Origin of the sequence: Agrobacterium sp. ST15.13.015, from assembly GCF_027871645.1 — a bacterium.
Taxonomy (GTDB): domain Bacteria; phylum Pseudomonadota; class Alphaproteobacteria; order Rhizobiales; family Rhizobiaceae; genus Agrobacterium; species Agrobacterium leguminum.
On sequence record NZ_JAQAHF010000003.1, the window covers coordinates 147750 to 170607 of the forward strand.

The following is a 22858-nucleotide window of genomic DNA, read 5'->3' on the forward strand; positions in this document are numbered from 1 at the left end:
ATCGGGCTGGTCCGAGCGGACTAGAGCCGCAAATGCCATTTGTCCGAATCGAGCCGCTGCTGTTTGGCAAGGCTTATGGTGGTGTCCGGCTCTACCTGAGAACGCAGGGCAAGGGTGCCGGTCGCCAGGCTGATGGCGACGACGCTGGCGACCGCCAGGACGATACGGTCGTAGCGCTGCTGTATTGTGTTGTTTCCACTCCAGTCGTAGGCCATTCGGATGCCCTCGCGTTTTTTGGAATCGTGCCTCATCATGGTTAACCGAAGCTTACGATGGCTCTGTGATTCCTTGCTGTTTTGGAAGGGCTGCCGCGACAAATCGGCTATTGGCGGATGGGGCGCGGTTGTTTAAGTCCGGCAGCGGGAGGCTTGTGAAAGGACTTTGAGACATGGACCAGCAACCGCCCGCCGATATGGAACTCACGCTCAGAACGCTTGCGATGCCCGCCGATGCCAACCCCGCCGGCGATATTTTCGGCGGCTGGGTCATGTCGCAGATGGACCTTGCCGCTTTCGTCCGCGCCAATGATGTGGCCGGCGGCCGCACTGTCACCGTCGCAGTCAATGAGATCGTCTTCAAGAAGCCGGTCAAGATCGGCGACACATTGTGTGTCTACACCAAAATCGAAAAGATCGGCCGCACCTCCGTCACGTTGAAGATCGAGGCCTGGACCCGCAGGCACTATCAGGATTCACGCGAGAAGGTGACGGAGGCCGTTTTCATCATGGTCGCGGTGGACGACAACGGCGATCCGCGTCCCGTCCGCAAGGAGGCGTGAGGCGGCATCCTCATTTTCTTTTCAAAGCAATTCCGAAGCGCCTGCAAAAGATTAAAAGCATCGGCGTTTCGGATTTTTCGCAATTCGATGTCGGTCCGCTCAATACTTTAGAAATATCCAATTTATTTATCAATTTTTGCGATCAAGATATGGAATAGGACGGGGATCAGGCTTTGACCATTCCAGGTGTTGTTATTGTCGGCGGCGCTCACGGTACGCTCGCCCTTGCCCGAAGCCTCGGCGCCCTGAATGTGCCCGTTTATTACCTCACCCACGATTCTCCTTTGCCGGGTTGGTCGCGTTTCGTGCGGAAAACAATCCGCTGGGCCGGCCCGCATGATGCCGGGGCACTGCCGTTCCTGCGTCAAATGGCCGACAAGCATGGTTTGAAGGGCTGTCTGCTGGTGCCGTCCGGCGATGGAGAGGTCCAGCTTGTTGCGCAGCATCGTGAGGAACTGTCCTCGCTCTACAAAATCATCCTGCCGGATTGGACTGCGCTGCAATGGCTCTGCGAAAAGCCGCTGCTTTACCAGCGCGCCGCAGAACTTGGCGTCAGTATTCCGCGAACCTATGCGCTGGCATCGGCCGCTGACATCGATACGCTGGACATATTGTTTCCCGTCATTCTCAAGCCGAATATGGGCGGTGGCGATACCACCATCGCCAGAGCGAAAGTCATTCGCGCCGATGACCGACATGCTCTGAAAACGGCTTTTGCCGAAGCGAGTGGAGAGATCGGCGCTGGCAATGTCGTCGTACAGGAACTCATTCCGGGTGGGGGAGAAAGCCAGTTCTCCTACGCCGCGCTCTGGCTGAACGGAGAGCCGGTAGCGGAATTCACTGCCCGGCGCGCTCGGCAATATCCTGTCGATTTCGGCTATACCAGCACCAGCGTCGAGGTCGTCGACAACGGGCAGGCGGTGGATGCGGCCCGAAAAATACTGAAATCGGCCGGTCATAGCGGGCTGGTCGAGGCGGAATTCAAGCTCGACGGCCGGGACGGAAAACTGAAGCTTCTCGATGTCAATCCACGCCCATGGTCATGGTTTGGCCTTTGCTCTGCAGCGGGCATCGACCTTGGCGCCCTGCTATGGCGGGTCGCCAATGGCGAGCCGGTCGGCCAGCCCGGCAATGCGCGGCAGGGCGTTTCCTGGTCCTATCTTGTCCGCGATTCCGTTGCCGCCTTCACATTGGCCCGAAGGGGGCAGGCGAAAATCGGCGACTATTTCGCTTCTCTTCGCAATATCCGCAGCTGGGCCGCCTTTGCGCCGAACGATCCCTTGCCGGGCCTGATCGATCTGCCGTTGACGGTCTCGAGAGTCGTGAGAAAACGCCTTCTTCCCGGCCTGACATCAGGACAATCGGGGAGGGTGTTTTTACAACCGGTAAAACGACTTGTGAAATACGGGGCCATAAGGGCGGGGCTGGAGGTGAGTTCTCTCCCGGCCCTCCGTTCGGCATTTCCGTCTTTTGCCGGGCGTGGTGTGATCTTCACGCTTCATCATGTGCGCCCCGGAGGGGCTGTTTCGGCTTTCGCACCCAATGTGCAATTGTCCGTCACGCCGCAATTTCTGGAAGAGGCGATACAGGCCGCACTCGAATGCGGTCTCGTTCCAGTCCATCTGCACGATCTGCCGGCTCTGCTTGCCGTTAATCACGAGGGCCGGTCGTTCTGCGCCTTCACGCTTGATGACGGCTATCGAAACAATGCCGACTATGCCGCGCCGATCTTCCGTAAATATGCCGTTCCCTACACGATTTTCATCACGCCGGGTTTTGTGGAGCGGACACGCAGCCTCTGGTGGGAAACCGCTGCTGCCCTGACGCAGAAAGTCGCGTCGTTCGAATTCGATTTCGGGGCGGGGCCGGAGCACGTGGCATGCGCCAGCCCTTCGCAGAAAGCGGAGGCATTCACGCAGCTTGAAGATTTTGTCCAGAACTTTTCGGAAGACGAGGCGGTGGAAAGGATCGATCGTGTCGCGAGGCAGCATGGCGTCGATCCCATCGCGATCGTGGACGAACTTGTCATGGATGAAAATGAGCTCAGGGCGCTGGCGCAGGACCCTCTGGTGCATTTCGGCGCGCATACCATGACGCATGTGAATATGCGTAAGGTGGATGCGGCGCGTCTGGCTTATGAGATCGCGGAATCGACGCGCCGGGTGGAAGCCTATGCCGACCAAAGGCCGCGGTCCTTTTCCTATCCCTATGGCTGGGTAAAGGCAGTGGGGGAACGGGAAGCAAAAGCGGTTCAGGATGCAGGATTTTCCGCGGCAGTGACCACGCAGGCTGGCGTTATCGGTTCCCACAGCCTTGAAAAGCCGACGCAGTTACCGCGTGTATCGCTGAATGGACGCTTTCAGAAAAAGCGCTTCGTCAAGGCGCTCATCTCGGGCCTGCCCTTCCGGTTCATCTAGCGACATTGTTCGTTCGCCATCTCTCGGCCGTCTCGCCATATATGGCTGCGGCCCGCGTTTGGCGTTCTATTTGCCGTTTCCGATTTCCTATTTCGTTCTTTGAGCCTCTTTGCGGCCGAATTGGCCAATCCGAAAAGATGCGCCATAATTTTTGTTATTCACATCCATTTATCTATTGATTATAAATAAATTTATCGACGTAAAACATTACAACTTTTATGAAGGCCTCACCCGTGCTGCTGATTTTTGCCGATGATCTGACCGGAGCGCTCGACGCCGCCGCTCCCTTTGCCGGGCGCGGGCTGGCGACCGAGGTTGCGATAGGGCTTGACGGTGTACGTGCGGCGCTGGCGGATGCGCCCGCCGTCCTTAGCGTCAATCTTGGCTGCCGTGATGGCGAAGCGGATGAAGCCTGGCGTCGCACGCAGGAACTGTTGGGGCTGGCTCCCGCCGATGCTGTCCTTTTCAAGAAGATCGATTCCCGCCTGAAAGGGCATATTGCCGCGGAAATGGATGCGATTTCCTATCGGCACGCGCTTGTCGCGCCCGCCATTCCGGATTTCGGACGAGTCGTTACTGGCGGAGCCGTTTCCGGCTTTGGCGTCGAAGCTGCCATTCCGGTTCATGAAAGGCTGGGCGGACATGCCGGCCGCTGCACGATACCCGACACGCGATCACAGGGCGATATCAGGGAAGCTCTCACCGCCGCGCAGGCGGAAGGGGCCGATCTTCTGGTTGGCGCGCGTGGGCTTGCCGAGGCGCTGGCTGAAGCGATGACGGCGCAGACTGTTCCAGAGGTCGCGGTCATTCCACCCGGCAGGGGGCTTTTTGTCATCGGGTCTCGCGATCCGATCACTGTGGAGCAGATCGACGTTCTCAAAAGCGTTGGGCCTGTCTCGATCATAGAGGCGCCGAATGGCGTCATGCCCCGCCACACCGATGACGGTGCCGCTCTGACGCTGGTTCAAGCGACGCAGGGTAAGGAAAATCTGTCGCCGCTTGCGGTTTCAGACCGGTTGGCGGAGGGCGTCGTGCCGCATCTTACCGCGAGCGCCGCCAGGCTGCTGTTATCGGGCGGAGCCACGGCCGAGGCCGTGCTGCGGGCCATGGGCGTTTCGCGCCTGCGTCTTGCCGGCGAATGCCTGCCGGGTCTCGGGGTCGGCTGGTCCGGCGATCAATGCATCATTGCGAAGTCCGGCGGTTTTGGGCAAGCTGACACGTTGAAACGGATCGCGAAAATGATGCTTGGCGACAACGATGCTGGAGAGAGCTGACCAGATGGGGCTGATGAAAGAAACGGCGCGCAAGGCACTTCCGGACATTATTTTCGAGAGAATGCACCGAGCGATCAAATCCGGGGCCTATAAGCCGGATGAGCGGCTGCCGACAGAGCATGAACTCGCCATGGAATTCGAAGTGTCGCGACCTGTCGTGCGCGAGGCGTTGCGGCGGCTGCGCGAGCAGGGGTTCATTTATTCCCGCAGAGGCTCCGGCAGCTATGTCAGGGCTTTTGGCCTGCGCGAGCCGCTTGGCTTCGGGCAGCTTGAAAACGTTGCGGATCTTCTCAACTGTTACGAATTCAGGCTGACGCTGGAGCCGGCTGCGGCGGCCGCGGCAGCCTTGCGGCACGATGGCGAGAGGCTTGCTGCGATCCGGAAGGCGCTCGAACTGATGCGGGATGCGACCAATCGCCAGTCCCACCGCGAGGATGCCGATTATCAGTTCCATCTCGCCATCGCGCGGGCGGCGCGAAACAGCTATTTCTCCACCGCGATGGAGGCGCTCAAGGACCATATTGCAATGGGAATGAAGTTCCACGGCATGTCGGTGAAGCGGGACGCATCCGGCCTGACGCGTGTTTTCGCCGAGCATGAGGCAATCGCAAAGGCGATTGCCGATGGGGACGCAGAGGCGGCGCGCCAGTTGATGCTCCAGCATCTGACCGGATCGCGCGACCGCCTGTTCGAATCTTCGCACGCGGATTAAGCGGGTGGCCGAAGGCCGATGCGCGTTCGCGCACCGGATTTTTGCTCAGAAGGCGTGGCGGTAAATGCCGAGCACGTCCTCAACGCTCATGTCGACGGGGTTATTGTCCATCAGCCGGCGGATGGCATGCGCATCCTCGGCATATCGGGGAAGATCGGCCTCAGTCGCGCCATGCCGTGCGAGTGACATTTCGATGCCGAGCCCGGCGCAGAAATCCGTTGCCGCCTTGCGTAGATCATCAGGGGAAAGGTGCTCGCGAAGCCCGAGGGCTCCCGCCACTTCCGCCGTCTTCGCCGAAACCGCAGGCTGGTTGAAGGCGAGAACATGCGGAAAGACGATGGCATTTGCCAGCCCGTGCGGCAGGTTGAGAAGCGTGCCAAGCGGATAGGCGATGGCGTGGCCGGCCGCCGTATTGACGGGGCCGAGGCAGATGCCGCCATAATAGGAGGCGAGCATCATGCCTTCCCGCGCTTCGGTATCCGCACCGTCGCGAACGGCGCGCGCCAGATATTTACCGACCAGTGCAAAGCCCATGCGCGCGAAACCGTCGATCATCGGATGGGCCTTGCGGTTGGTGAAGGCTTCGACGCAATGGGCCATGGCATCCACCCCGGTTGCCGCCGTAACGGCTGATGGGACGGAATAGGTGAGTTCCGGATCGAGCACGGCGAAATCCGCGATCAGATAAGGGCTTTCGACCGCGATCTTGTTGCCTTTCACCGGGTCTGTGATGAGCGAACGGATGCCGGCTTCCGAGCCGGTGCCGGCAGTGGTGGCGATTTGCACCAGCCGTGTGTCGCGCCCGGCAACCCTGTTCGGCCCGGCCACGTCTTCAAGCGACTGGTTGGAATTCCAGAGGGCAGCGACCAGCTTCGCCACATCCATTACCGAACCGCCGCCGAGGCCGATGACAAGATCTGGCCTGGCAGCGCGTGCTGCAGCAAGGGCGGCTTCGAGCGTTGCGGTGTCCGGCTCGCCGGGAATGGCGTCGAAGATCGTGAAAGCGCCCTGCAATTGCAGCCGTCCGGCAAATTTCGCCGTCAGCGGTGTGGCTATAATCAGGGTCGATGCGGTTTTTCCCGCCCAGGTGCCGATCTGTGAAATGGTGCCGGCGCCGACGGCGAGCCGTCGTGGCTGGTGGATGAGAATAGGAGCTGTCGACATGGTGCTCATTCCTTCCGTTCCTTGCCCGCCACCAGCTTGCGCGCATAGGCGATGGCCGCATTCATGTTGCCGTGATTGGCGATGCCCTTGCCGGCGATATCGAAAGCCGTGCCGTGATCGACGGAGGTACGGTCTATCGGCAGATCGACAGAGACATTGACGGCGGTGTCGAAGGCGACAAGCTTGATCGGGATATGGCCCTGATCGTGATATTGCGCGACGACGAGATCGAAAGCGCCGGAATAGGCCCGGTGGAACACGGTATCGGCGGAAATCGGCCCCTGCACCTCAATGCCTTCGGCGCGTGCGGTGGCGACCGCTGGCGCAATCCGGTCGTCATCTTCGGTGCCGAACAGGCCGTTTTCACCGCAATGCGGGTTGATGCCGGCAACCGCGATGCGCGGCCGCTCGTAGCCGATGCGCTTCAGATGCGCGTTGCCGGCTCGGATGGTTGCCAGCACCCGCTCCGTCGTCGCCCGGCGAATGGCTTCCTGCAGGGAGACGTGGGTGGAAACGTGAATGACCTTCAGCCGTTCTGAAGCAAGCAGCATATAGGCGGCCGAGGAGCCGGTGAGGCTGCGCAACATGCCGGTGTGCCCGTCATAATGATGACCGGCGAGATTCAGGGCTTCCTTGTTGATCGGCGCGGTGACGATGCAGCCGATTGCGCCCGCTTCGGCATCGCGAACGGCCTTTTCGATAAAGCGGAACGCGGCGTCTCCGGCCACTGGCGACAATGTACCCCAGGGCAGCGGCGCGCCCTCCACAGGCAGGTCGACCACATGTTGAGTGAGATCGATATCAACGCCGAGCGCATCCCGCGCCGCTTCCAGCGTGGCGAGGTTGCCGTAAATCCGCGTCGCCGCACGATCCGGGGCGGACATTTCGGCGAGCGCCCGCACCGTGATCTCGGGGCCGACGCCGCAGGGGTCGCCCATAGTGATACCAATGATGTTGCTCATTTTTGTCTCCCGTCGTTCTCGTCAGCCCAGCCGGGCGCCAGCCGGACATATTTGATTGCGCGGCGATGATAGGTGTAGCTCGCATGCAGCGTACCGTCCGGCGCTTCCAGAAGCCACGGATAGGACATTTCCAGATTGCGCCCATCGGTCGAATCGTTCGAAAGGCAGGTGCCCGGTCCGTCTTCGATCAGTATCCGGGTGGTAAAACTGCGCCCGTCATCGTCGGACAGGCAGATAGAAACCGGCGCGCGCGGCACGCCCCAGACCGGTACACAGCCGCCGCTCGGATCGGCATCCGGCCTGTCGTCTTCCTCTCCCAGCTCGTCATAAAGCGAGGCGCGGCGGTCGCTCGACTGCGCGGCGTTGACGGGGTTGCAGATCATAGCCAGCCTGCCATCGTTGAGACTGATCACGGCAATGGAGGAATTATTGTTGGGCACATCGGTCGGCTTTGGCTTTGACCACGAGCGGCCGCCATCGGTGCTTTCGGTGCGATAGACGAAATCGGCCTGACGGCGGCGGAAGAAGGCTGCGTAGCGCCCGTCCGTCACCGCGACCGGGCTCATATGCACGCAGCCGGTCGATTCCTCCACCTCCTGCAATTGCCAAGTCGCGCCATTGTCCGTGGATATGCCGAGCGCTGCCGTATCGTGGCTGCCGTTCCATTTCTGGCCGGGGCGCTGGACGCAGCGGAAGATCGGCAGCAGCCAAGCGTCGCCATCGCGGATGCGCAGCGGTGCGCGGATGAAACAGCCCTGCGGGAGATCGAGAAAACGGCCTTCCTCGGAAATAAGCTTCTCCGGTGCAGTCGCGTCGCGGTGGATTCGCGCCATGCGAATGCGGCATTCATCCTGATTGCCGGAGGGCTGGGCTGTGTGAAACAGCCAGAGAACGCCATCTGGCGCAGTGAAGAGGACCGGGTTCTGTTCGGAATGAGCGGGGTCGTGGCTCAGGCGCTGCGGCGGTCCCCAGCGGGTTGCACCCGCTGTCAGCACGGATGCGAAAATCGAAATATCCGATTTTCCTTCCAGCGTGCCGCCGAACCATGCGCAGAGCAGGGTGCCGTCATCCAGAAGGTGCAGGAAGCTCGCATGGTTCTGGATCATGGGTGACGGCAGGAACGCTTCCTGCCGGTCTTTCGACACGGCATGTATGGCTCCAGTCATGGCTTGAGCGATGTCATCAGGGGTCATCGTGGTCTCCTCTTGTTCCGATGAAAATGACATATTCAAAAAGTTGTCAAGTTTATTTGATAAAAAAAGAGGATCAATCGTTTTTGGTTTTATGAACTAAATACTTGTTTTTAAATGACAAAAATAATGGATTTGGTTTGAATAAAAATTGCCTTCGAAAAATAAATTGACAAAAAATGCGATAACGCCGATGCTCTGTTTACGGGTGGAGGAGACAATCATCCGCATGCCATGCTCCTCAATGCAGGAGATGGGGATTTCAGATACCCCTTGCGGCGCGCCGCCATGTTGCTGAATTTCTGAATCTGGGAGGAGAACGGAATGAAGAAGTCATTGATTGCGGGCGCCCTGGTCTTGGGTTCCCTCAGCGCCGCGGTTTCGCCGGCGCTTGCTGCATCGGGGCCGATCAAGATCGTGCTGGCGGAAGAGGCGGACCTGCTGGAGCCCTGCATGGCCACCCGCTCCAATATCGGCCGCATCATCATGGAAAATGTCAGCGAGACGCTGACCGAGCTCGATGTGCGCGGCAATAAGGGCGTTCAGCCGCGCCTTGCCGAGAAGTGGGAGCAGAATGCCGATGGAAGCTGGCGTTTCCACCTGCGTGAAGGCGTGAAGTTTTCCGACGGCACGGCATTCGATGCCAAGGACGTCAAGCACAGCTTCGAACGCATCATGAGCGACAAGAACGCCTGCGAGTCCCGCCGTTATTTCGGCGGCATGACGGTGACCCCGTCCGTCGTCGATGACCACACGATAGACTTCAAGACCGACCCGGCGCAGCCCATTCTGCCGCTCCTCATGTCGCTCGTCACCATCGTTCCCGAAGAAACCAAGATGGAATTCATCCGCGAGCCTGTCGGCACCGGGCCTTACAAGCTGACCAACTGGACGCCGGGCCAACAGATTGTCCTCACCGCACGCGACGATTATTGGGGCGCCAAGCCGCAGGTGACGGAAGCGACCTATCTTTTCCGCGCCGATCCTTCGGTTCGCGCCGCCATGGTGCAGACCGGCGAAGCCGATCTTTCACCTTCCATTTCGCAGCTCGACGCTACCAATACGAAGACCGACTTTTCCTATCTCGACAGCGAGACCGTCTATATGCGTCTCGATCACAATATTGCGCCGCTGAACGATGTGCGGGTGCGCCGCGCACTCAACCTTGCCATCGACCGGCAGGCCTTCCTCGGCACGCTGGTTCCGGAAGGTGCCGTGCTGGCCACCGCTCTCGTTCCGCCCACCACGCTTGGCTGGAACCCCGACGTCAAGGTCTTCCCCTATGACCCCGAGGGCGCAAAAAAGCTGCTCGAGGAAGCCAAGGCTGCCGGTGTGAAGGTGGATACGCCGATCACCATCATCGCGCGCACCGCTAACTTCCCCAACGTCACCGAGATCATGGAAGCGATCCAGCAGCAATTGCAGGATGTCGGCTTCAAGATCGCCCTGAAATTCGTGGAGGTGGCCGAGCACGAGAGCTATTACTCCAAGCCCTTCAAGGAAGGCCGCGGACCGCAGATCGTCGCCGCCATGCACGACAACTCAAAGGGCGACCCGTCCTTCACCATGTTCTTCAAATATGCCACCAAGGGCACTCAGTCCGGCTTCTCGGACAAGAAGGTGGACGATCTGATCGAACGTGCGTCCGCAGCCGTGGGTGACGAACGCGCCAAGCTCTGGTCGGAACTGATCGCTTATCTGCACGACGATGTGGTGGCAGATGTGCTGCTGTTCCACATGGTCGGCTTCTCCCGCGTCTCGGAACGGCTGGACTTCAAGCCCACCATCGCCACCAACTCGATGCTACAGCTTTCGGAAATCGGCATCAAATAAGACCCCGCGTCTTGTCAATTGAGAAGCGGCGGCGCGGCGAAAGCTTCGCCGCCGCATTGAAAAACCGGAGGCAACCATGCTGAGCTTCATCCGAAAACGTTCCGTTGCGAGCCTGATCTCCCTGATCGGCCTCATCGTCATGGTTTTTTTCCTGTCGCGCCTGACGGGGGACCCGGCCGCACTGTTTCTGCCGGTCGAGGCTTCGGAAGAGTTGAAGCAGCAGTTCCGGGCGTTGCACGGGCTGAATGATCCGCTGATGGTGCAGTTTTTGCGTTATGCTGGCGATGTAATGACTGGGGATCTCGGAGAATCGCTCAGAAAAGCCCGCCCAGCGCTGGATGTGGTGCTGGAGGCTTTCGTCTGGACGCTGTGGCTCGCGGTCATCACCATGTCGCTCGTCACCACCGCCGCCATCGTCATCGGTTCGCTTGCGGCTTTCCGATCCGGCGGCTTCTTCGACCGCATGGCCTCGAGCATCTCGCTCATCGGTGCATCCGTGCCGGATTTCTGGCTGGCGATTGTCGCTATCGTCGTATTCTCGGTCAATCTCGCCTGGCTGCCCACGTCGGGAACGGGCTCCGTGCTGCACTGGATATTGCCGATTGCGGTCCTGTTTGTGCGCCCCTTCGGCATTATCGTGCAGGTAGTGCGCGGCTCGATGATCGGCGCTTTGTCCTCGGCCTATGTCAAAACGGCGCGCGCCAAGGGCGTGAAATCGGGTCCGATCATCTTCATTCACGCTTTGCGAAACGCCATGCTGCCGGTCATCACCGTCATTGGCGACCAGGCAGCAAGCCTTCTCAACGGCGCGGTCATCGTCGAAACCATTTTCGGTTTTCCCGGTGTCGGCAAGCTGATGATCGATTCCATTCTGCAGCGCGATTTCAACGTCGTGCTCGCCGCCATTCTCGTGACCGCGCTGGCGATTTTCCTGATGAATCTTCTGATCGATATCGCTTATGCGCTCCTCGATCCGCGTATCCGGCACTGAGGAGGCCGTTCAGCCATGAGCCTTTCCAATGCCGACACCGAAATCATCGCCGAGCCGTCCTTCGCAACGCGTATGCTGCGCATGTTGTGGGCGGATAAATTCGCGCTCTGCGCCGCGATCTTCCTCATCATCGTTGTTATCCTCGCTTTTATCGGCCCTGCCTGGCTTGGCGATCTTGCGACGAAACAGAACCTGCGCGGGCGCAACCTCGCCCCGTTCGACTGGCAGCGCGAGTGGTATTTCTGGCTGGGAGCGGATGCGCTCGGCCGCTCGCTTCTCGCGCGCATTGTCGCCGCCACGCAAAACACGATGATGATCGCCGCCGGCGCGGTGCTTCTTTCCGCCATCACCGGCACCGTGCTCGGGTTGATCGCCGGTTTTTCCTCCAACCGTGTCGGCCAGATCATCATGCGGCTTGCGGATGTGATCATGTCGTTCCCGTCGCTCTTGATCGCGGTCATCGTGCTTTATCTGCTCGGTTCCTCCATCCTCAACCTGATGCTGGTTCTCGCCATCACCCGCATTCCCGTTTACATCCGCACCACGCGGGCAGAGGTGCTGGAGGTGCGCGAGCGCATGTTCGTGCAGGCGGCAAGGGTCATGGGCGCATCGGGCAAACGCATCCTGTTCCGCCACATCCTGCCCGTCGTGTTGCCGACGCTGACGACGCTCGCCACGCTCGATTTCGCCTATGTGATGCTGGCGGAAAGCGCGCTGTCCTTCCTTGGCATCGGCATTCAGCCGCCGGAAATCACCTGGGGCCTGATGATTTCGCAGGGGCGGCAATATCTCACCAATGCCTGGTGGCTGTCCTTCTGGCCGGGACTTGCCATCATCCTCACCACCCTGTCGCTCAACCTGCTTTCCAACTGGCTGCGCATCGCGCTTGATCCCGTGCAGCGCTGGCGGCTGGAAATGAAAGGCAGCAAGCATGGCTGACCATCTTCTCGACGTGCGCAACCTTTCCGTGGAGTTCCACACCGCAAGCGGTGTCGTCCATGCGGTGAAGGATGTGTCCTACCATCTCGACCGTGGCGAAACGCTGGCCATCCTCGGCGAAAGCGGCTCGGGCAAGTCGGTATCGTCCTCGGCTATCATGAACCTCATCGACATGCCGCCCGGACATATCAGCAGCGGCCAGATATTGCTTGACGGTCACGACCTTCTGACCATGCCGGCCGAAGCGCGCCGCGAGATCAACGGCCGGCGTATCGCCATGATCTTTCAGGACCCGCTCAGCCATCTCAATCCGGTCTATACCGTCGGCTGGCAGATCTGTGAGGCGATGACCACCCACGGCATGGACAAGGCAAAGGCCGAAGCGGAGGCGAGGCGGCTTGTCGCCCGCGTCGGCATTCCCGACCCGGACGGGGCCTTGAAGAAATATCCGCATGAATTTTCCGGTGGCCAGCGCCAGCGCGTCATGATCGCCATGGCGCTTGCTCTTCGGCCTGATCTCCTGATCGCGGATGAACCGACCACCGCGCTTGACGTGACGGTGCAGGCCGAGGTGCTTTCGCTGCTCAAGGAATTGCAGCGGGAAACCAGCATGGCCGTGCTCATCATCACCCATGATCTCGGCGTCGTTGCCGAAATCGCCGACCGGGTGGTGGTGATGGAAAAGGGCGTTCTGGTCGAGGCCGGCACCGTGCGCGAGGTTTATCGCAATCCGCAGCATCCCTATACCCGCAAGCTCATCAGTGCAGCACCGGGCAGGGGCGACATGCACGAGCCGCAGGCGGGGGGCGAAGCGCTGCTCAGCGTGCGTGATGTGCGCAAGCGTTACGGCGCCTTCGAGGCGCTGAAGGGCATTTCCTTCGACCTTATGGAAGGCGAAACCATCGCGGTCGTCGGCGAAAGCGGTTCCGGCAAATCGACGCTGGCGCGTATTCTACTTCGCCTTGACGAGCCGGATGCGGGCAGCGCCTTGTGGAAGGGTCGCGACCTCTTCAAGCTTCCGCCTGCCGAACTCTTCGCGCTCCGGCGCGATTTGCAGATGGTGTTTCAGGATCCCACCCAGTCGCTCAATCCGCGCATGACGGTGTTTCAGCTGATTTCCGAGGCCTGGGGCATCCATCCTGAGATCTTGCCCAGAGCAAGATGGCGTGAGCGGGTTGCCGAATTGCTGCATCAGGTGGGTCTCTCGCCGGAGCATATGCGCCGTTATCCGCATCAGTTCTCCGGCGGTCAACGGCAGAGGATCGCGATTGCCCGCGCATTGGCGCTGGAACCGAAGCTCATCATCTGCGACGAGGCGGTCTCGGCGCTCGATGTTTCGGTTCAGGCGCAGGTTATCGCACTGCTGGACAAGCTGCGCCGCGAAATGGGCCTCTCCTTCATCTTCATCGCGCATGATTTGCCGGTGGTTCGGGATTTTGCCGATCACGTCATGGTCATGCAGCGGGGAGAGGTGGTGGAGTTCGGCACGGTCCGCCAGGTTTTCGAAGCGCCGCGCGAGGCCTATACCCGTGCCCTTTTATCCGCGAGCCTCGATCCCGACCCCGATATGCAATCTCAGCGTCATCCGGCCTGTGCCGGTGACGCCATCGGAAATTCAAGCGGAGTTCTTTCATGAGCAAGCAAGCTTTCGTCGCGCTCGTCACCTGTTTCAACGAGGACGAAACCATCAACTATGAGGCAACCCGTGCGCAGGTGCGCCGCCAGGCGGCGGCCGGCAACAACATCATGTGTGCCGGCACAAATGGCGATTTTACCGCGCTGACGCATGCGGAAAAAATCCGGCTGACGGAAGAGGTGGTGGACGAAGTTGCCGGCCGTGCCAAGGTGATCGTGAATGCGGGTATGCCCGCCACATTCGAAACCCTGCAACTTGCCAAAGCCTTCGACCGCATCGGCGTCGACGGTATCGCCGTCATCACGCCATTCTTCATCGCCTGCACGCAGGATGGCTTGATCCGCCATTTCTCGACGGTGGCTGACGCCGTTGAAACGCCGGTCTATCTCTATGACATTCCCGCCCGCACCCAGAACCACATAGAGCCGGAAACCGCCCGCAAACTCGCCACCCATGGCAATATCGCCGGCATCAAGGATTCCGGCGGCGCTCAGCAGACGCTCGAAGCCTATCTTCAGGTGGCAAAGGAGATGCCCGGCTTCGAGGTCTATTCCGGCCCGGATCACCTCGTTCTCTGGTCGTTGCAGAACGGTGCGGCAGGCTGCATTTCCGGCCTCGGCAACGCGCTGCCGGATGTACTTGCCGGCATTCTCAATGCTTTCAACGCCAGTGATATCACCGAGGCCGAACGCCAGCAGGCAATCTACGCCGACTTCCGCACCGATCTCTACGCCCTCGGCTTCGCACCGGCCATGGTTAAACGCTCACTTTATCTCCAGGACCCATCCGTCGGCGCCAGCCGCCAACCGGCCCTTCTGCCGGATAAAGAGCAGGATGAAAAAATCCTGGAAATCTTGCGGCGTTATCAACGGATCTGACGCTGCTATCGAATGTGACGCGCACCCCTGCGGATAGTGCGCGTTATCTTAAAAATATCGGCGAAAACAGCCAGAAGCCGATGCATTTCCCCAGCCTCACCCATGACGAATAATTTGTGACACAAACACGAAATTCCCCTTGTCAGCCCGGCCATTGATGTTTAAGAGGAGCGCGCAACGCAAGCGTTCGCGCATGCGGAGAGGTGGCAGAGTGGTCGAATGCACCGCACTCGAAATGCGGCATACCTGCAAGGGTATCGTGGGTTCGAATCCCACCCTCTCCGCCATACACTGAAAAATAGCAATATTTATCAATTGCTTGTGAAAAATTCACAGCCGAAACCCACATACTAACCCACACTTTTAGTTTCATCGCATGATCCAAAGTCGCGGATCCATCCAGGTTTATAAGCGCGACTCCCTCGTCGCGCTATTCGCCTTCGTTGATCTTGGCGCTCGCAAGGTGGCAAGTGCTTAGATTGAGCTATTTTATGCGTATCCCATCGTCTTTCGATCAGTCGGCGTCTCTAACGACACCCTTGGAATTTAGCAGCGCGTGCTTTCCTAGAAATTTAATTAGAATAGTCTCGATTTTGAGGCATAGGTCTGGGTCTGTCACAGCGAGAAATGAGCCGCGAACGACGAGAGGGGGCTTGAACCAGAAGCGGGTCTGATGGTCTTTAACACGGGTGCGCACGTTCTTACTCGATTTACCGACATACACGGGACGATCGGTAATATCGTAAAAAACATATACTCCGCTCGCTTGCGGCACCGTCTCAAGGTCATCAGGAGTGAAATCGGTCCATTCAAACCCGGGAATGGGCATAGCCTGACTTACAATTTCCGCCTCGACTGCTGGGGGTATTAGTTCGTTGAGGGCTGCGGCGAGTCTATCTCGCGTCTCTTTTCGCGGGGAAACCGTATTTCCCTTCACGATATTCCAGATGCCCGCATATGTGATGCCTGTTTTCTCGGCCAGAACTCCGATAGAGAGCCCTTTTTTCTCGATCTCGGCCCGGAGCCAGTCCCCGAAGGCTGAGTGTTCTGTTTCCTGCACAAGGAGATCGGCGGGTGAATTATTCTCTATGTAGCTCATATCATTCGTCCAATATTTAATCGCTGCTGTTCTCTTTGAACTCAGAAACTAGAAAGTCTACAGTCGCCTGGTCGCGCAGCTTGCAGACGATATTCTGGTTGGCAAAAGCGCCTTTGAACCACTTAGCCTGTGATGGCTCGACCGTTTTGCGCCAATCGACGCCAACGGCATATTCCGCCCGCTCAGCTGATTCGCCGATCCGCTTCATTCGAGGTTCGGCAAGAGGCTGTTCGAAGAGCAGGCCATTTGGTGTCATAAACTCAGAGGCGAGCTGGGCTTCGCCGGTAACCGCCCCATAACCGATGTAGCCCTTGCCCTTGTCGTAAACGAATATCTCGTCGCCAACCGCGAGCTGCTCAAGGCGCTTGGTGTAGAATTCGCCACCGCCAGCACTCACGAAGCCGTAGCGCTTCATGTCTGTCCACGACCGGTGTTCTCCGAGACCGGCATTGACGAAGTAGTAGCCGGACCACGGTGGGCGGACTTTGCGCTCGGAACGCTCCTCCACCTCTTCCTGATCGAGCAGGAAATCCGTTGTCAGCCATTCCTGACCGTTTGCCTCGAAGACTTTGAAAAACACGGTGTTGATGGCAACGCCATGCTCTTCTGACAAATATTCGACGATCCGCCGGGACGCCGGGTCGAGTTCGCTGGCCACGATCAGCATGGAGTGGCTGCCGTTGAGCTGTTCGGGAATAGCTTCGCCGAATTTCTCCCGGAAGGCGGTCACCAGGCGCGTCTGAAGATACCGTTCAGCCCGCTCGTATATCTGGGGCGTCGTCAGCGTGCGAACCCAGGAGGCGTAATCCAGCACCTGTGCCACGATTTCGCGCGGCGTGCGGTCCTTCTTCAGTTCGATGATGATTAGAGCCCCTGAGGCATCCAGCGCCAGCAGATCGATGAATTTGCCGTGGTCCGTCGGCACTTGCCGACCGATGACCATGGCGTTCAGGCCGAGCAGCGATGGATCTGCCGCGACCCAATCCTCAATGAGGCTTTCCTTCAGCAAGGCACGGCGCGTGGCAGGTTTCAATTTACCATCAACGATGGAGTAGAGCGAGCTCATGCGGCGTCCTCCATGTCTTCTGGCGGAAAGAGTTCCAGCAATTTGGCGTGCAACGCCTGAATTTCGTCGTAGTGCTCCTCTCCAGCCAACGCTGAAACGTCAAAGCCGGAGCAGGTAGCGATATCAGCGGACGACATATAATTCGCATGAACCAGGTTCGCAGCAATCTCGTCTGCTGGATCCGTATACTCGCGCTCTTCTACGTCCGAGCTTGATATGGAAAATCGCCGATAGAGTTCCAGGATAACCGGCTCCATATGCGTTTCAATATTGCGTACTTCCCTCATCATTTCAGCGATTTCAGCATCAATTGCCGCGCGATCGTTAAAGAACACAGTTCCTGTCGGGTGTGCGATCTTGTTCCGGCGTTTTACGAACTTAGCGAACTCTCCAACCTGCTGATTGGAGCAACCAATCAGCTTGAGAAACCGGAAAATCTGGCTTTCCTTTAGGCGGTCGTAAAACTTGAATGGACTTTCGCAATCCATCAGACTGCCTTCCTCGTCCGAACGAAACCCAACCATAGCCATTGCGAATTGCTCCGGGCGGGCTAGCCTGATCTGCCAAATCGAGAAGCCGACAAAGCTCATGTAGAGCAGGTGAAAGGCGAGACTGGCAAACTCGAAACGTTCAGCATCGTAGTTCGTCTGAAATGCGGACCAAAGAAAGTCGAGATAGGCCTGCTCACTGGAATTGGCGAATGATTGGGGTAAATAGCTTCCCAGCTCGAGCGCCTCATCCATCAGGCAACCTCCTCGGCCTTGGCCTCACCCCATACACGAGCAATTGCAGCGTCGATCTTTTTCTCGAAACGAGCGATTAGATCACGGTTGCCATCGACGAGAGCCTGCTCGGCTTCGATGTCAGCGACGATGGCTTGCTGGATGTCGATGTTGGGAAGCGGAACCACTATTTTCATAAGCTGTGATTTTGCAACGTTTTTCATGCTCCCGCTGGTTCCGCCACAGATTGAGGATATCCGCGCCCGATATTCGTCGGACGCGATGACGGTATGAATGTATTTCGCGCTGACGTCCGGTCGAATAATCACCGTTTGCCAAAGTCGATCAGGCAGGAACAAATCGGGGAAATCATCATCGACATACGCGCTTGCCCCAACGAGTGCCTCGGTATTCATGCGGCTGATGATGATTGAACCTTTGCGTGGGCTGCATTTCACTCGGTCCACTTCCTCTGGCAATACAGCCTTGTGCTCATTAGGGTTGAATATCCCTGACGTAACCGCGCTGGTTTTCAGAACCCCTAGCTCGCCCGGTAGCTTCGTGCGGTTCTCTGAGTTTACGCTTACTCCAGCTTCAAGCGCTTCGAAGATCTCCTCGAGTTCCACCATTGGCCACTCCGGGTCAACAGAGATGCGGGGCCGGTAATTGTCGAGGATAGCACGCGCGCCGTCGATGACGCGCTGATAGCTCTCCACCTCGGCCACAATCTCGCGCTGCACCTCAAGTGGCGGGAGGGGAATTTCAATGTCGCGGACGATCTTCTGGGAAATGTTGGGCTGTGCACCGCCGCCCGCAAATCTGATCAGCGTTGCCTTATTATGCCGGAGCAGACGATAGAGGAAGCCGGGGTCTAGCCGCTCATCTGGCACTAAAGCACAAACGGCCTGATTGGTTGACGCAGCTATACGAAGTATCCCCACCTCACCGGCAGTCGCGCCGTACATGGCCACTAGAACGGCATCAGGTGGAAAGATCTTTGCAGAAGAATTGTTTAGAGCCTCCTCCGTGATGTAGGTTTCAGAGTAGAAAATTTCACCTTGTGAAATCTCGCCACTCTTGAGCCAAGGCACTACACCGTCCTTGTAGAACTCCGGTCGATCCGTTGCTGGTGTCCCGCCAGCACCTGTTTTGCATACATCGCCAATCTTGATACGGGGCCATTCGGAGGCCGCAGCCACCTCCTGCCTATACCGCTCACTGCTGAGGTTGTAGTCACTTCCCGCCACAAACTCGGATCGAGGCACCGCAAAGCCGAGACTACTTTCCAATTCCTCGCCGCCGCCCGCCCGCGCGACCTGCAACCAAGCGCCCAATTCAGCCTTCACCTGCGCCAGTTGCGAACCCCTTACCGCCTTGCGCTGTGCGCCAAGTGCGAAACCGTCATTCTCGATCTTGAAAAAGGCGACGTGTTGGCTGGACTTGGCCACCGAGCGATCGAGGATCAGGATTGAGGTCTTCACACCAGAATAAGGGTTGAACACGCCTGCAGGCAGCGAGATGACTGCGGCGAGGTGGTTTTCTACCAACATCTTGCGCAGCGCGACATAGGCACTCTGGCTTTGAAAGATGATGCCTTCAGGCACGACGATGGCAGCGCGGCCGTTTGGCGCCAGATGTTCGGCGATGTAATCGACAAACAGCACTTCGCTGCGCTTGGATTGCACCTGAAAACGGGTGTGTGGCTTGATTCCGCCCTTTGGCGACATGAAGGGGGGGTTGGCGAGAATGACGTCGGCCGTCTCGGTCCATTTGTCTTCGCTGGTGAGCGTATCGTATTCCTCGACCTTCGGGTCGGCAAAGCCATGCAGATAAAGATTTACCAGCGACAGGCGCACCATATCGGGCGAAATGTCATAGCCTCGTATGTTGCAAGCAAGGCGGGCGCGATCATCGGGTTGCAACAAGTCGCCGGGATAGCGCATGGGGCTTTCGAGCGCCTGCTCGGCTGCGTCGCCCTCAGTGCTGGCGCCATTGCCGTTCACCACGCCGGTGGAGTTCTGTTTGAGGATGTGCTTATAAGCCGAAATCAGAAAGCCCGCCGTGCCGCAGGCCGGGTCCATGATGACCTCGTTTTTCTGCGGGTTGATGATCTCGACCATGAAATCGATGATGTGGCGGGGTGTGCGGAACTGGCCTGCGTCCCCCTGACTGCCCAAAACGGACAACAGGTACTCGAAAGCATCCCCGAGCTTCTCGCTGTGGTCGTAGGTGAAGCTGTTTATCTCACGGAGGAATGCTCGCAGCGTTTCCGGATCGCGATAGGGCAGATAGGCGTTGCGGAAAATGTCACGAAAGAGCTTGGGTAGCTCCTCGTTCTGCACCATGTTTGTCAGTGCTTCCGAATAGGTGTTGAGCATGTCCTGCCCAGACACGCCGGGGGCCACCAGTTTCGCCCAGCGATAACGCTCGTAGTCCTTGGTGAAGAACCGACGCTCACCGCCCAATTCCTCGGCCTCAAGGTCCATGTCATCCATGAACTTGTAGATCAGCGCGATGGTGATCTGCTCCACTTGGCTTTTCGGATCCGGCACCTTGCCCACGAGAATGTCACGGCAAGTGTCGATGCGGCGCTTGGTATCTGTATCGAGCATTTCGGGCTTTCATCACATAAAAGGGTTCAGGGACACGTAGTCCTTGATGTATTCCGGGATGCGCTTGCGCCACGGAGCGGGCACTTCCTTGAGATCGCGCATTGAGAAGGACGGGTTTACGTTGAGGTCCGCGAGATGGCCAGCGTCAATCAACGCCCGAACCTTGGCGTCGCGGATGTAGGCTTCGAAAAAGTAGCGCATTTCGCGGATGCGGTCAGCTTCCTCGGGTTTTTGGTCGACCAGGAATTTCTGGAATTCGTCATCGATCAATTCGCTCTTGTTCTTTAACTTCGGAATGAAGCCGAATGCTTTTTCCACCAGTTCCCGCACCGAGATACGGCGATCAATACCAGCGGCGCGGCGCAACTTTTCCAGATTGAAAAACTCGCTCGGCTTATCGAACAATTCTTCCACGACATGGCGTGTGGCGCCATCCCAGTCCCGCTGCTCAACCAGTTCAGCAAGCTTGTGATCAGAGCGTGCCGTTTCCTCGAATTTCTGGAACAGCTCACGGTCGATCCGCATGCCCTCCAGACCGATCTGCTCTTCAACCTGGTAGACGACCTGATCGGGTTCTAGAAACTCGTAGATGGCGGGTTTTGAGGCGATTGTCGAACCATCGTCACCTCCATTGGATAACGGCATGGTGGCAGGCTTTGGCAAAGCCAATGCCTGGTCGTAGTCGAACTTTTCTTCGAAGAACTCGCAGTTGGCGAAGAAGTCGAACAGGCGGTAGGAATCCTTTTGGACATTCCCAAGCGCTGCCTTCTTAGTGGGATCGAAGAGCTCTTCCGCGAAATTGTGCTTTCGTGTTCCGCGCCCCTTCATCTGGACGAAATCCGATGGCGAGAAGATTGGCCGCATGAGGGCAAGGTTCAGAATGTCGGGGCAATCATAGCCTGTCGTCATCATACCGACTGTGACGCAAACTCGGGCCTTGCTGGTGCGGTAATTTTCGACAAATCCGCTGTGCCCACCGAGATTGTTGTTTGCGAAGTTGATGGTCATCTGCTGCGATGCGGGCACGTCGCTGGTCACCTGCATTGCGAAATCAGACTGGTAGCGCCCCGGCCATAACTGATCAGCAAGCTCGTTGAGGATTTCCGTGATTTTGAGGGCATGGTTCTGGCTGACGGCGAAGGCAATCGTCTTGCCGAACTCACCGGAAATCGGATCCCGTAAGCCGTTTTCGAGAAGAGCTCGGCAGAAGACTCGGTTGGTTGCTTCGGAGAAGAAACGCTTCTCGAAATCGCGGCCACCGAAGGCTTCCTTGTTCTCGGTACCATCTTCCGCGTTGGTCTCGATGACGAATCCTTCGTCTGACAAGAGCTTTGTCGTGACGCCCGTCCGGGCGTCAACGACGTAGGGATTGATCAGAAACCCTTCCCGCACGCCGTCTAGGAGAGAATAGCGGAAAGTCGGATCGCCCGACTCGCAGCCAAACGTGCGGTAGGTGTCGAGCATCATACGCCGCTCGGCTTCTCGCGGATCGCGCTCAGTCGGTTTGTCCTTCTTCGGCTGCTTTAGATAGTCCTTAGGCGTCGCCGTGAGCCCGAGCTTGTAGCCGATGAAGTATTCGAACACGGCGCGAGCGTTTCCACCGATCGAGCGATGCGATTCGTCCGAGATGACGAGATCGAAATCCGTCGGGGAGAACAGTCGGCGGTATTTGTCATTGAACAGCAGGCTTTGCACCGTCGTGACCACGATATCGGCTTTCCGCCAATCGTCACGCTGCTCTTTGTAGATGATCGAGGTGAAATCGTTCTTCAGATAGGCTTTGAATGCCTTGTCCGCCTGGGTTTCCAGTTCCAGCCTGTCGACGAGAAACAGGACGCGCTTGGCGTTGCGCGTTTTCAGGAAGAGCTTGATGACTGCGGCGGACGTCAGGGTCTTGCCGGTGCCGGTTGCCATCTCGAACAGGAACCGCGTCGCGCCCTTCTTGGCGCTCTTCTGTATCTCCTGGATCGCTCGTTCCTGGTACGGTCGAAGGAAACGAAGCTTTTGCTTTTCGACGAAAGCATCTCGCTCTGCCTCGTTCTTCCATGCCGCCTCGTTTGCATAACTAGGCATCTGGGTGAGAACGATAAAGTCACGCTCGACTTTCTCGGCAAAGAGCTGCTCGGCGTTTGGCTCGAAAGCGTAGTGGTTCTTGATCTCGTCAGGGCCAGGGAAAGCAGAGATGACCGTCGGATTGCCTTGATCAAGGTCCCACAGATAATGGATGTTTCCATTGCTGAGGATCACAAAGCGAGCATTTTGAGCCCGGGCGTATTTGCGCGCCTGCTCCTTGCCGATGCGAGGATCTTTGTCTTCCGATTTCGCCTCGAGGACGATGAGCGGCTTGCCGTCCTTGTCCAGCAATAGGAAGTCGATGAAGCCCTTCGCGCTCTTTTCGAAGTCCTCGCCGAGACTTTCGATGTGCTCAGGCTTCAGCTTGACGTTCGGTTCCAGAACGACATTCGCAGGACCGTTCTTGTCATCGAAAAAGCGCCAGCCGGTCGCCTCCAGCAGCCGATTGATTTTAATCCTGGCTGTTGCTTCCTTACGTAACGGCAATTGAACCCCCGGTTGCCTATAAGTCT

18 protein-coding genes and 1 tRNA gene are annotated in these 22858 nt (G+C 58.2%); 10 read left to right on the forward strand and 9 right to left on the reverse strand.

Annotated features, from left to right (window positions below; translation table 11 throughout):
• Window positions 1–20: 20 nt before the first annotated feature.
• Window positions 21–215, reverse strand: a complete 195-nt coding sequence (locus tag PIB16_RS05915; protein ID WP_003519634.1) for a hypothetical protein — start codon at window positions 213–215, stop codon at window positions 21–23.
• A 173-nt stretch (window positions 216–388) separates the two neighbouring features.
• Between PIB16_RS05915 and PIB16_RS05920 the strand changes: the two genes are divergently transcribed.
• From PIB16_RS05920 to PIB16_RS05935, 4 genes are all read left to right on the forward strand, one after another.
• The gene (locus tag PIB16_RS05920; protein ID WP_035260778.1) at window positions 389–778 is read left to right on the forward strand and encodes an acyl-CoA thioesterase; all 390 of its coding nucleotides are present in this window, start codon (window positions 389–391) and stop codon (window positions 776–778) included.
• Window positions 779–951: 173 nt separating this feature from the next.
• A complete protein-coding gene (locus PIB16_RS05925) occupies window positions 952–3195 on the forward strand; it encodes a polysaccharide deacetylase family protein (protein ID WP_271045179.1) in 2244 nt (747 codons plus the stop codon).
• Between the two features lie 233 nt (window positions 3196–3428).
• On the forward strand, window positions 3429–4469 hold the full coding sequence (locus PIB16_RS05930; protein ID WP_065656700.1) for a four-carbon acid sugar kinase family protein: 1041 nt from the start codon (window positions 3429–3431) through the stop codon (window positions 4467–4469).
• 4 nt (window positions 4470–4473) lie between these two features.
• Complete coding sequence (locus PIB16_RS05935; protein WP_080857531.1) at window positions 4474–5181, forward strand: FadR/GntR family transcriptional regulator; 708 nt, start codon at window positions 4474–4476, stop codon at window positions 5179–5181.
• A 45-nt stretch (window positions 5182–5226) separates the two neighbouring features.
• On the opposite strand, the gene PIB16_RS05940 is transcribed toward PIB16_RS05935, so the two are convergent.
• The 3 genes from PIB16_RS05940 to PIB16_RS05950 are packed head-to-tail and all read right to left on the reverse strand — an operon-like array spanning window position 5227 to window position 8500.
• Window positions 5227–6354, reverse strand: a complete 1128-nt coding sequence (locus PIB16_RS05940; RefSeq protein WP_271045180.1) for an iron-containing alcohol dehydrogenase — start codon at window positions 6352–6354, stop codon at window positions 5227–5229.
• Window positions 6351–7307 (reverse strand): 4-hydroxythreonine-4-phosphate dehydrogenase PdxA, encoded by a 957-nt coding sequence (pdxA, locus tag PIB16_RS05945; RefSeq protein ID WP_271045181.1) that lies wholly within the window; start codon window positions 7305–7307, stop codon window positions 6351–6353. Before pdxA ends, PIB16_RS05940 begins: the two co-directional genes overlap by 4 nt.
• Window positions 7304–8500, reverse strand: coding sequence for a sialidase family protein (locus PIB16_RS05950; protein ID WP_271045182.1), 1197 nt, complete (start codon window positions 8498–8500; stop codon window positions 7304–7306). The genes pdxA and PIB16_RS05950 overlap by 4 nt, the downstream gene beginning before the upstream one ends.
• Before the next feature lie 321 nt (window positions 8501–8821).
• Between PIB16_RS05950 and PIB16_RS05955 the strand changes: the two genes are divergently transcribed.
• The 6 genes from PIB16_RS05955 to PIB16_RS05980 all read left to right on the forward strand — a co-directional run bounded on the left by PIB16_RS05955 (window position 8822) and on the right by PIB16_RS05980 (window position 15061).
• Window positions 8822–10330, forward strand: a complete 1509-nt coding sequence (locus PIB16_RS05955; RefSeq protein ID WP_271045183.1) for an ABC transporter substrate-binding protein — start codon at window positions 8822–8824, stop codon at window positions 10328–10330.
• A gap of 76 nt (window positions 10331–10406) precedes the next feature.
• Window positions 10407–11321 carry an ABC transporter permease gene (locus PIB16_RS05960; RefSeq protein ID WP_035262398.1) on the forward strand — a complete coding sequence of 305 codons (915 nt, stop codon included), beginning with the start codon at window positions 10407–10409 and terminating at the stop codon, window positions 11319–11321.
• A gap of 15 nt (window positions 11322–11336) precedes the next feature.
• The gene (locus PIB16_RS05965) at window positions 11337–12260 is read left to right on the forward strand and encodes an ABC transporter permease (protein WP_078052112.1); all 924 of its coding nucleotides are present in this window, start codon (window positions 11337–11339) and stop codon (window positions 12258–12260) included.
• Window positions 12253–13896 carry an ABC transporter ATP-binding protein gene (locus tag PIB16_RS05970; protein WP_271045184.1) on the forward strand — a complete coding sequence of 548 codons (1644 nt, stop codon included), beginning with the start codon at window positions 12253–12255 and terminating at the stop codon, window positions 13894–13896. Before PIB16_RS05965 ends, PIB16_RS05970 begins: the two co-directional genes overlap by 8 nt.
• Window positions 13893–14774, forward strand: coding sequence for a dihydrodipicolinate synthase family protein (locus tag PIB16_RS05975; protein WP_271045185.1), 882 nt, complete (start codon window positions 13893–13895; stop codon window positions 14772–14774). Before PIB16_RS05970 ends, PIB16_RS05975 begins: the two co-directional genes overlap by 4 nt.
• Window positions 14775–14971: 197 nt before the next feature.
• A tRNA-Ser gene (locus PIB16_RS05980) sits at window positions 14972–15061 on the forward strand.
• A 227-nt stretch (window positions 15062–15288) separates the two neighbouring features.
• Here the strand turns inward: PIB16_RS05980 and PIB16_RS05985 are convergent.
• The 5 genes from PIB16_RS05985 to PIB16_RS06005 are packed head-to-tail and all read right to left on the reverse strand — an operon-like array spanning window position 15289 to window position 22832.
• Window positions 15289–15873 carry a hypothetical protein gene (locus PIB16_RS05985; protein WP_174019365.1) on the reverse strand — a complete coding sequence of 195 codons (585 nt, stop codon included), beginning with the start codon at window positions 15871–15873 and terminating at the stop codon, window positions 15289–15291.
• Window positions 15874–15889: 16 nt separating this feature from the next.
• Window positions 15890–16939 carry a hypothetical protein gene (locus PIB16_RS05990; RefSeq protein WP_271045186.1) on the reverse strand — a complete coding sequence of 350 codons (1050 nt, stop codon included), beginning with the start codon at window positions 16937–16939 and terminating at the stop codon, window positions 15890–15892.
• Entirely contained in the window at window positions 16936–17682 is a 747-nt protein-coding gene (locus PIB16_RS05995) for a hypothetical protein (protein ID WP_271045187.1), read from the reverse strand. The genes PIB16_RS05990 and PIB16_RS05995 overlap by 4 nt, the downstream gene beginning before the upstream one ends.
• The gene (locus tag PIB16_RS06000) at window positions 17682–20273 is read right to left on the reverse strand and encodes an N-6 DNA methylase (RefSeq protein ID WP_271045188.1); all 2592 of its coding nucleotides are present in this window, start codon (window positions 20271–20273) and stop codon (window positions 17682–17684) included. The genes PIB16_RS05995 and PIB16_RS06000 overlap by 1 nt, the downstream gene beginning before the upstream one ends.
• Window positions 20274–20285: 12 nt before the next feature.
• Window positions 20286–22832, reverse strand: coding sequence for a DEAD/DEAH box helicase family protein (locus tag PIB16_RS06005; RefSeq protein WP_271045189.1), 2547 nt, complete (start codon window positions 22830–22832; stop codon window positions 20286–20288).
• Window positions 22833–22858 lie beyond the last annotated feature (26 nt).

Excerpts from the sequence above, each read along its gene's own strand:
- PIB16_RS05915 (WP_003519634.1), bottom strand. The coding sequence starts at position 215 with ATGGCCTACGACTGGAGTGGAAACAACACAATACAGCAGCGCTACGAC.
- PIB16_RS05920 (WP_035260778.1), top strand. The coding sequence starts at position 389 with ATGGACCAGCAACCGCCCGCCGATATGGAACTCACGCTCAGAACGCTT.
- PIB16_RS05935 (WP_080857531.1), top strand. The coding sequence starts at position 4,474 with ATGGGGCTGATGAAAGAAACGGCGCGCAAGGCACTTCCGGACATTATT.
- PIB16_RS05940 (WP_271045180.1), bottom strand. The coding sequence starts at position 6,354 with ATGAGCACCATGTCGACAGCTCCTATTCTCATCCACCAGCCACGACGG.
- pdxA (WP_271045181.1), bottom strand. The coding sequence starts at position 7,307 with ATGAGCAACATCATTGGTATCACTATGGGCGACCCCTGCGGCGTCGGC.
- PIB16_RS05950 (WP_271045182.1), bottom strand. The coding sequence starts at position 8,500 with ATGACCCCTGATGACATCGCTCAAGCCATGACTGGAGCCATACATGCC.
- PIB16_RS05955 (WP_271045183.1), top strand. The coding sequence starts at position 8,822 with ATGAAGAAGTCATTGATTGCGGGCGCCCTGGTCTTGGGTTCCCTCAGC.
- PIB16_RS05960 (WP_035262398.1), top strand. The coding sequence starts at position 10,407 with ATGCTGAGCTTCATCCGAAAACGTTCCGTTGCGAGCCTGATCTCCCTG.
- PIB16_RS05965 (WP_078052112.1), top strand. The coding sequence starts at position 11,337 with ATGAGCCTTTCCAATGCCGACACCGAAATCATCGCCGAGCCGTCCTTC.
- PIB16_RS05970 (WP_271045184.1), top strand. The coding sequence starts at position 12,253 with ATGGCTGACCATCTTCTCGACGTGCGCAACCTTTCCGTGGAGTTCCAC.
- PIB16_RS05975 (WP_271045185.1), top strand. The coding sequence starts at position 13,893 with ATGAGCAAGCAAGCTTTCGTCGCGCTCGTCACCTGTTTCAACGAGGAC.
- PIB16_RS05985 (WP_174019365.1), bottom strand. The coding sequence starts at position 15,873 with ATGAGCTACATAGAGAATAATTCACCCGCCGATCTCCTTGTGCAGGAA.
- PIB16_RS05990 (WP_271045186.1), bottom strand. The coding sequence starts at position 16,939 with ATGAGCTCGCTCTACTCCATCGTTGATGGTAAATTGAAACCTGCCACG.
- PIB16_RS05995 (WP_271045187.1), bottom strand. The coding sequence starts at position 17,682 with ATGGATGAGGCGCTCGAGCTGGGAAGCTATTTACCCCAATCATTCGCC.
- PIB16_RS06000 (WP_271045188.1), bottom strand. The coding sequence starts at position 20,273 with ATGCTCGATACAGATACCAAGCGCCGCATCGACACTTGCCGTGACATT.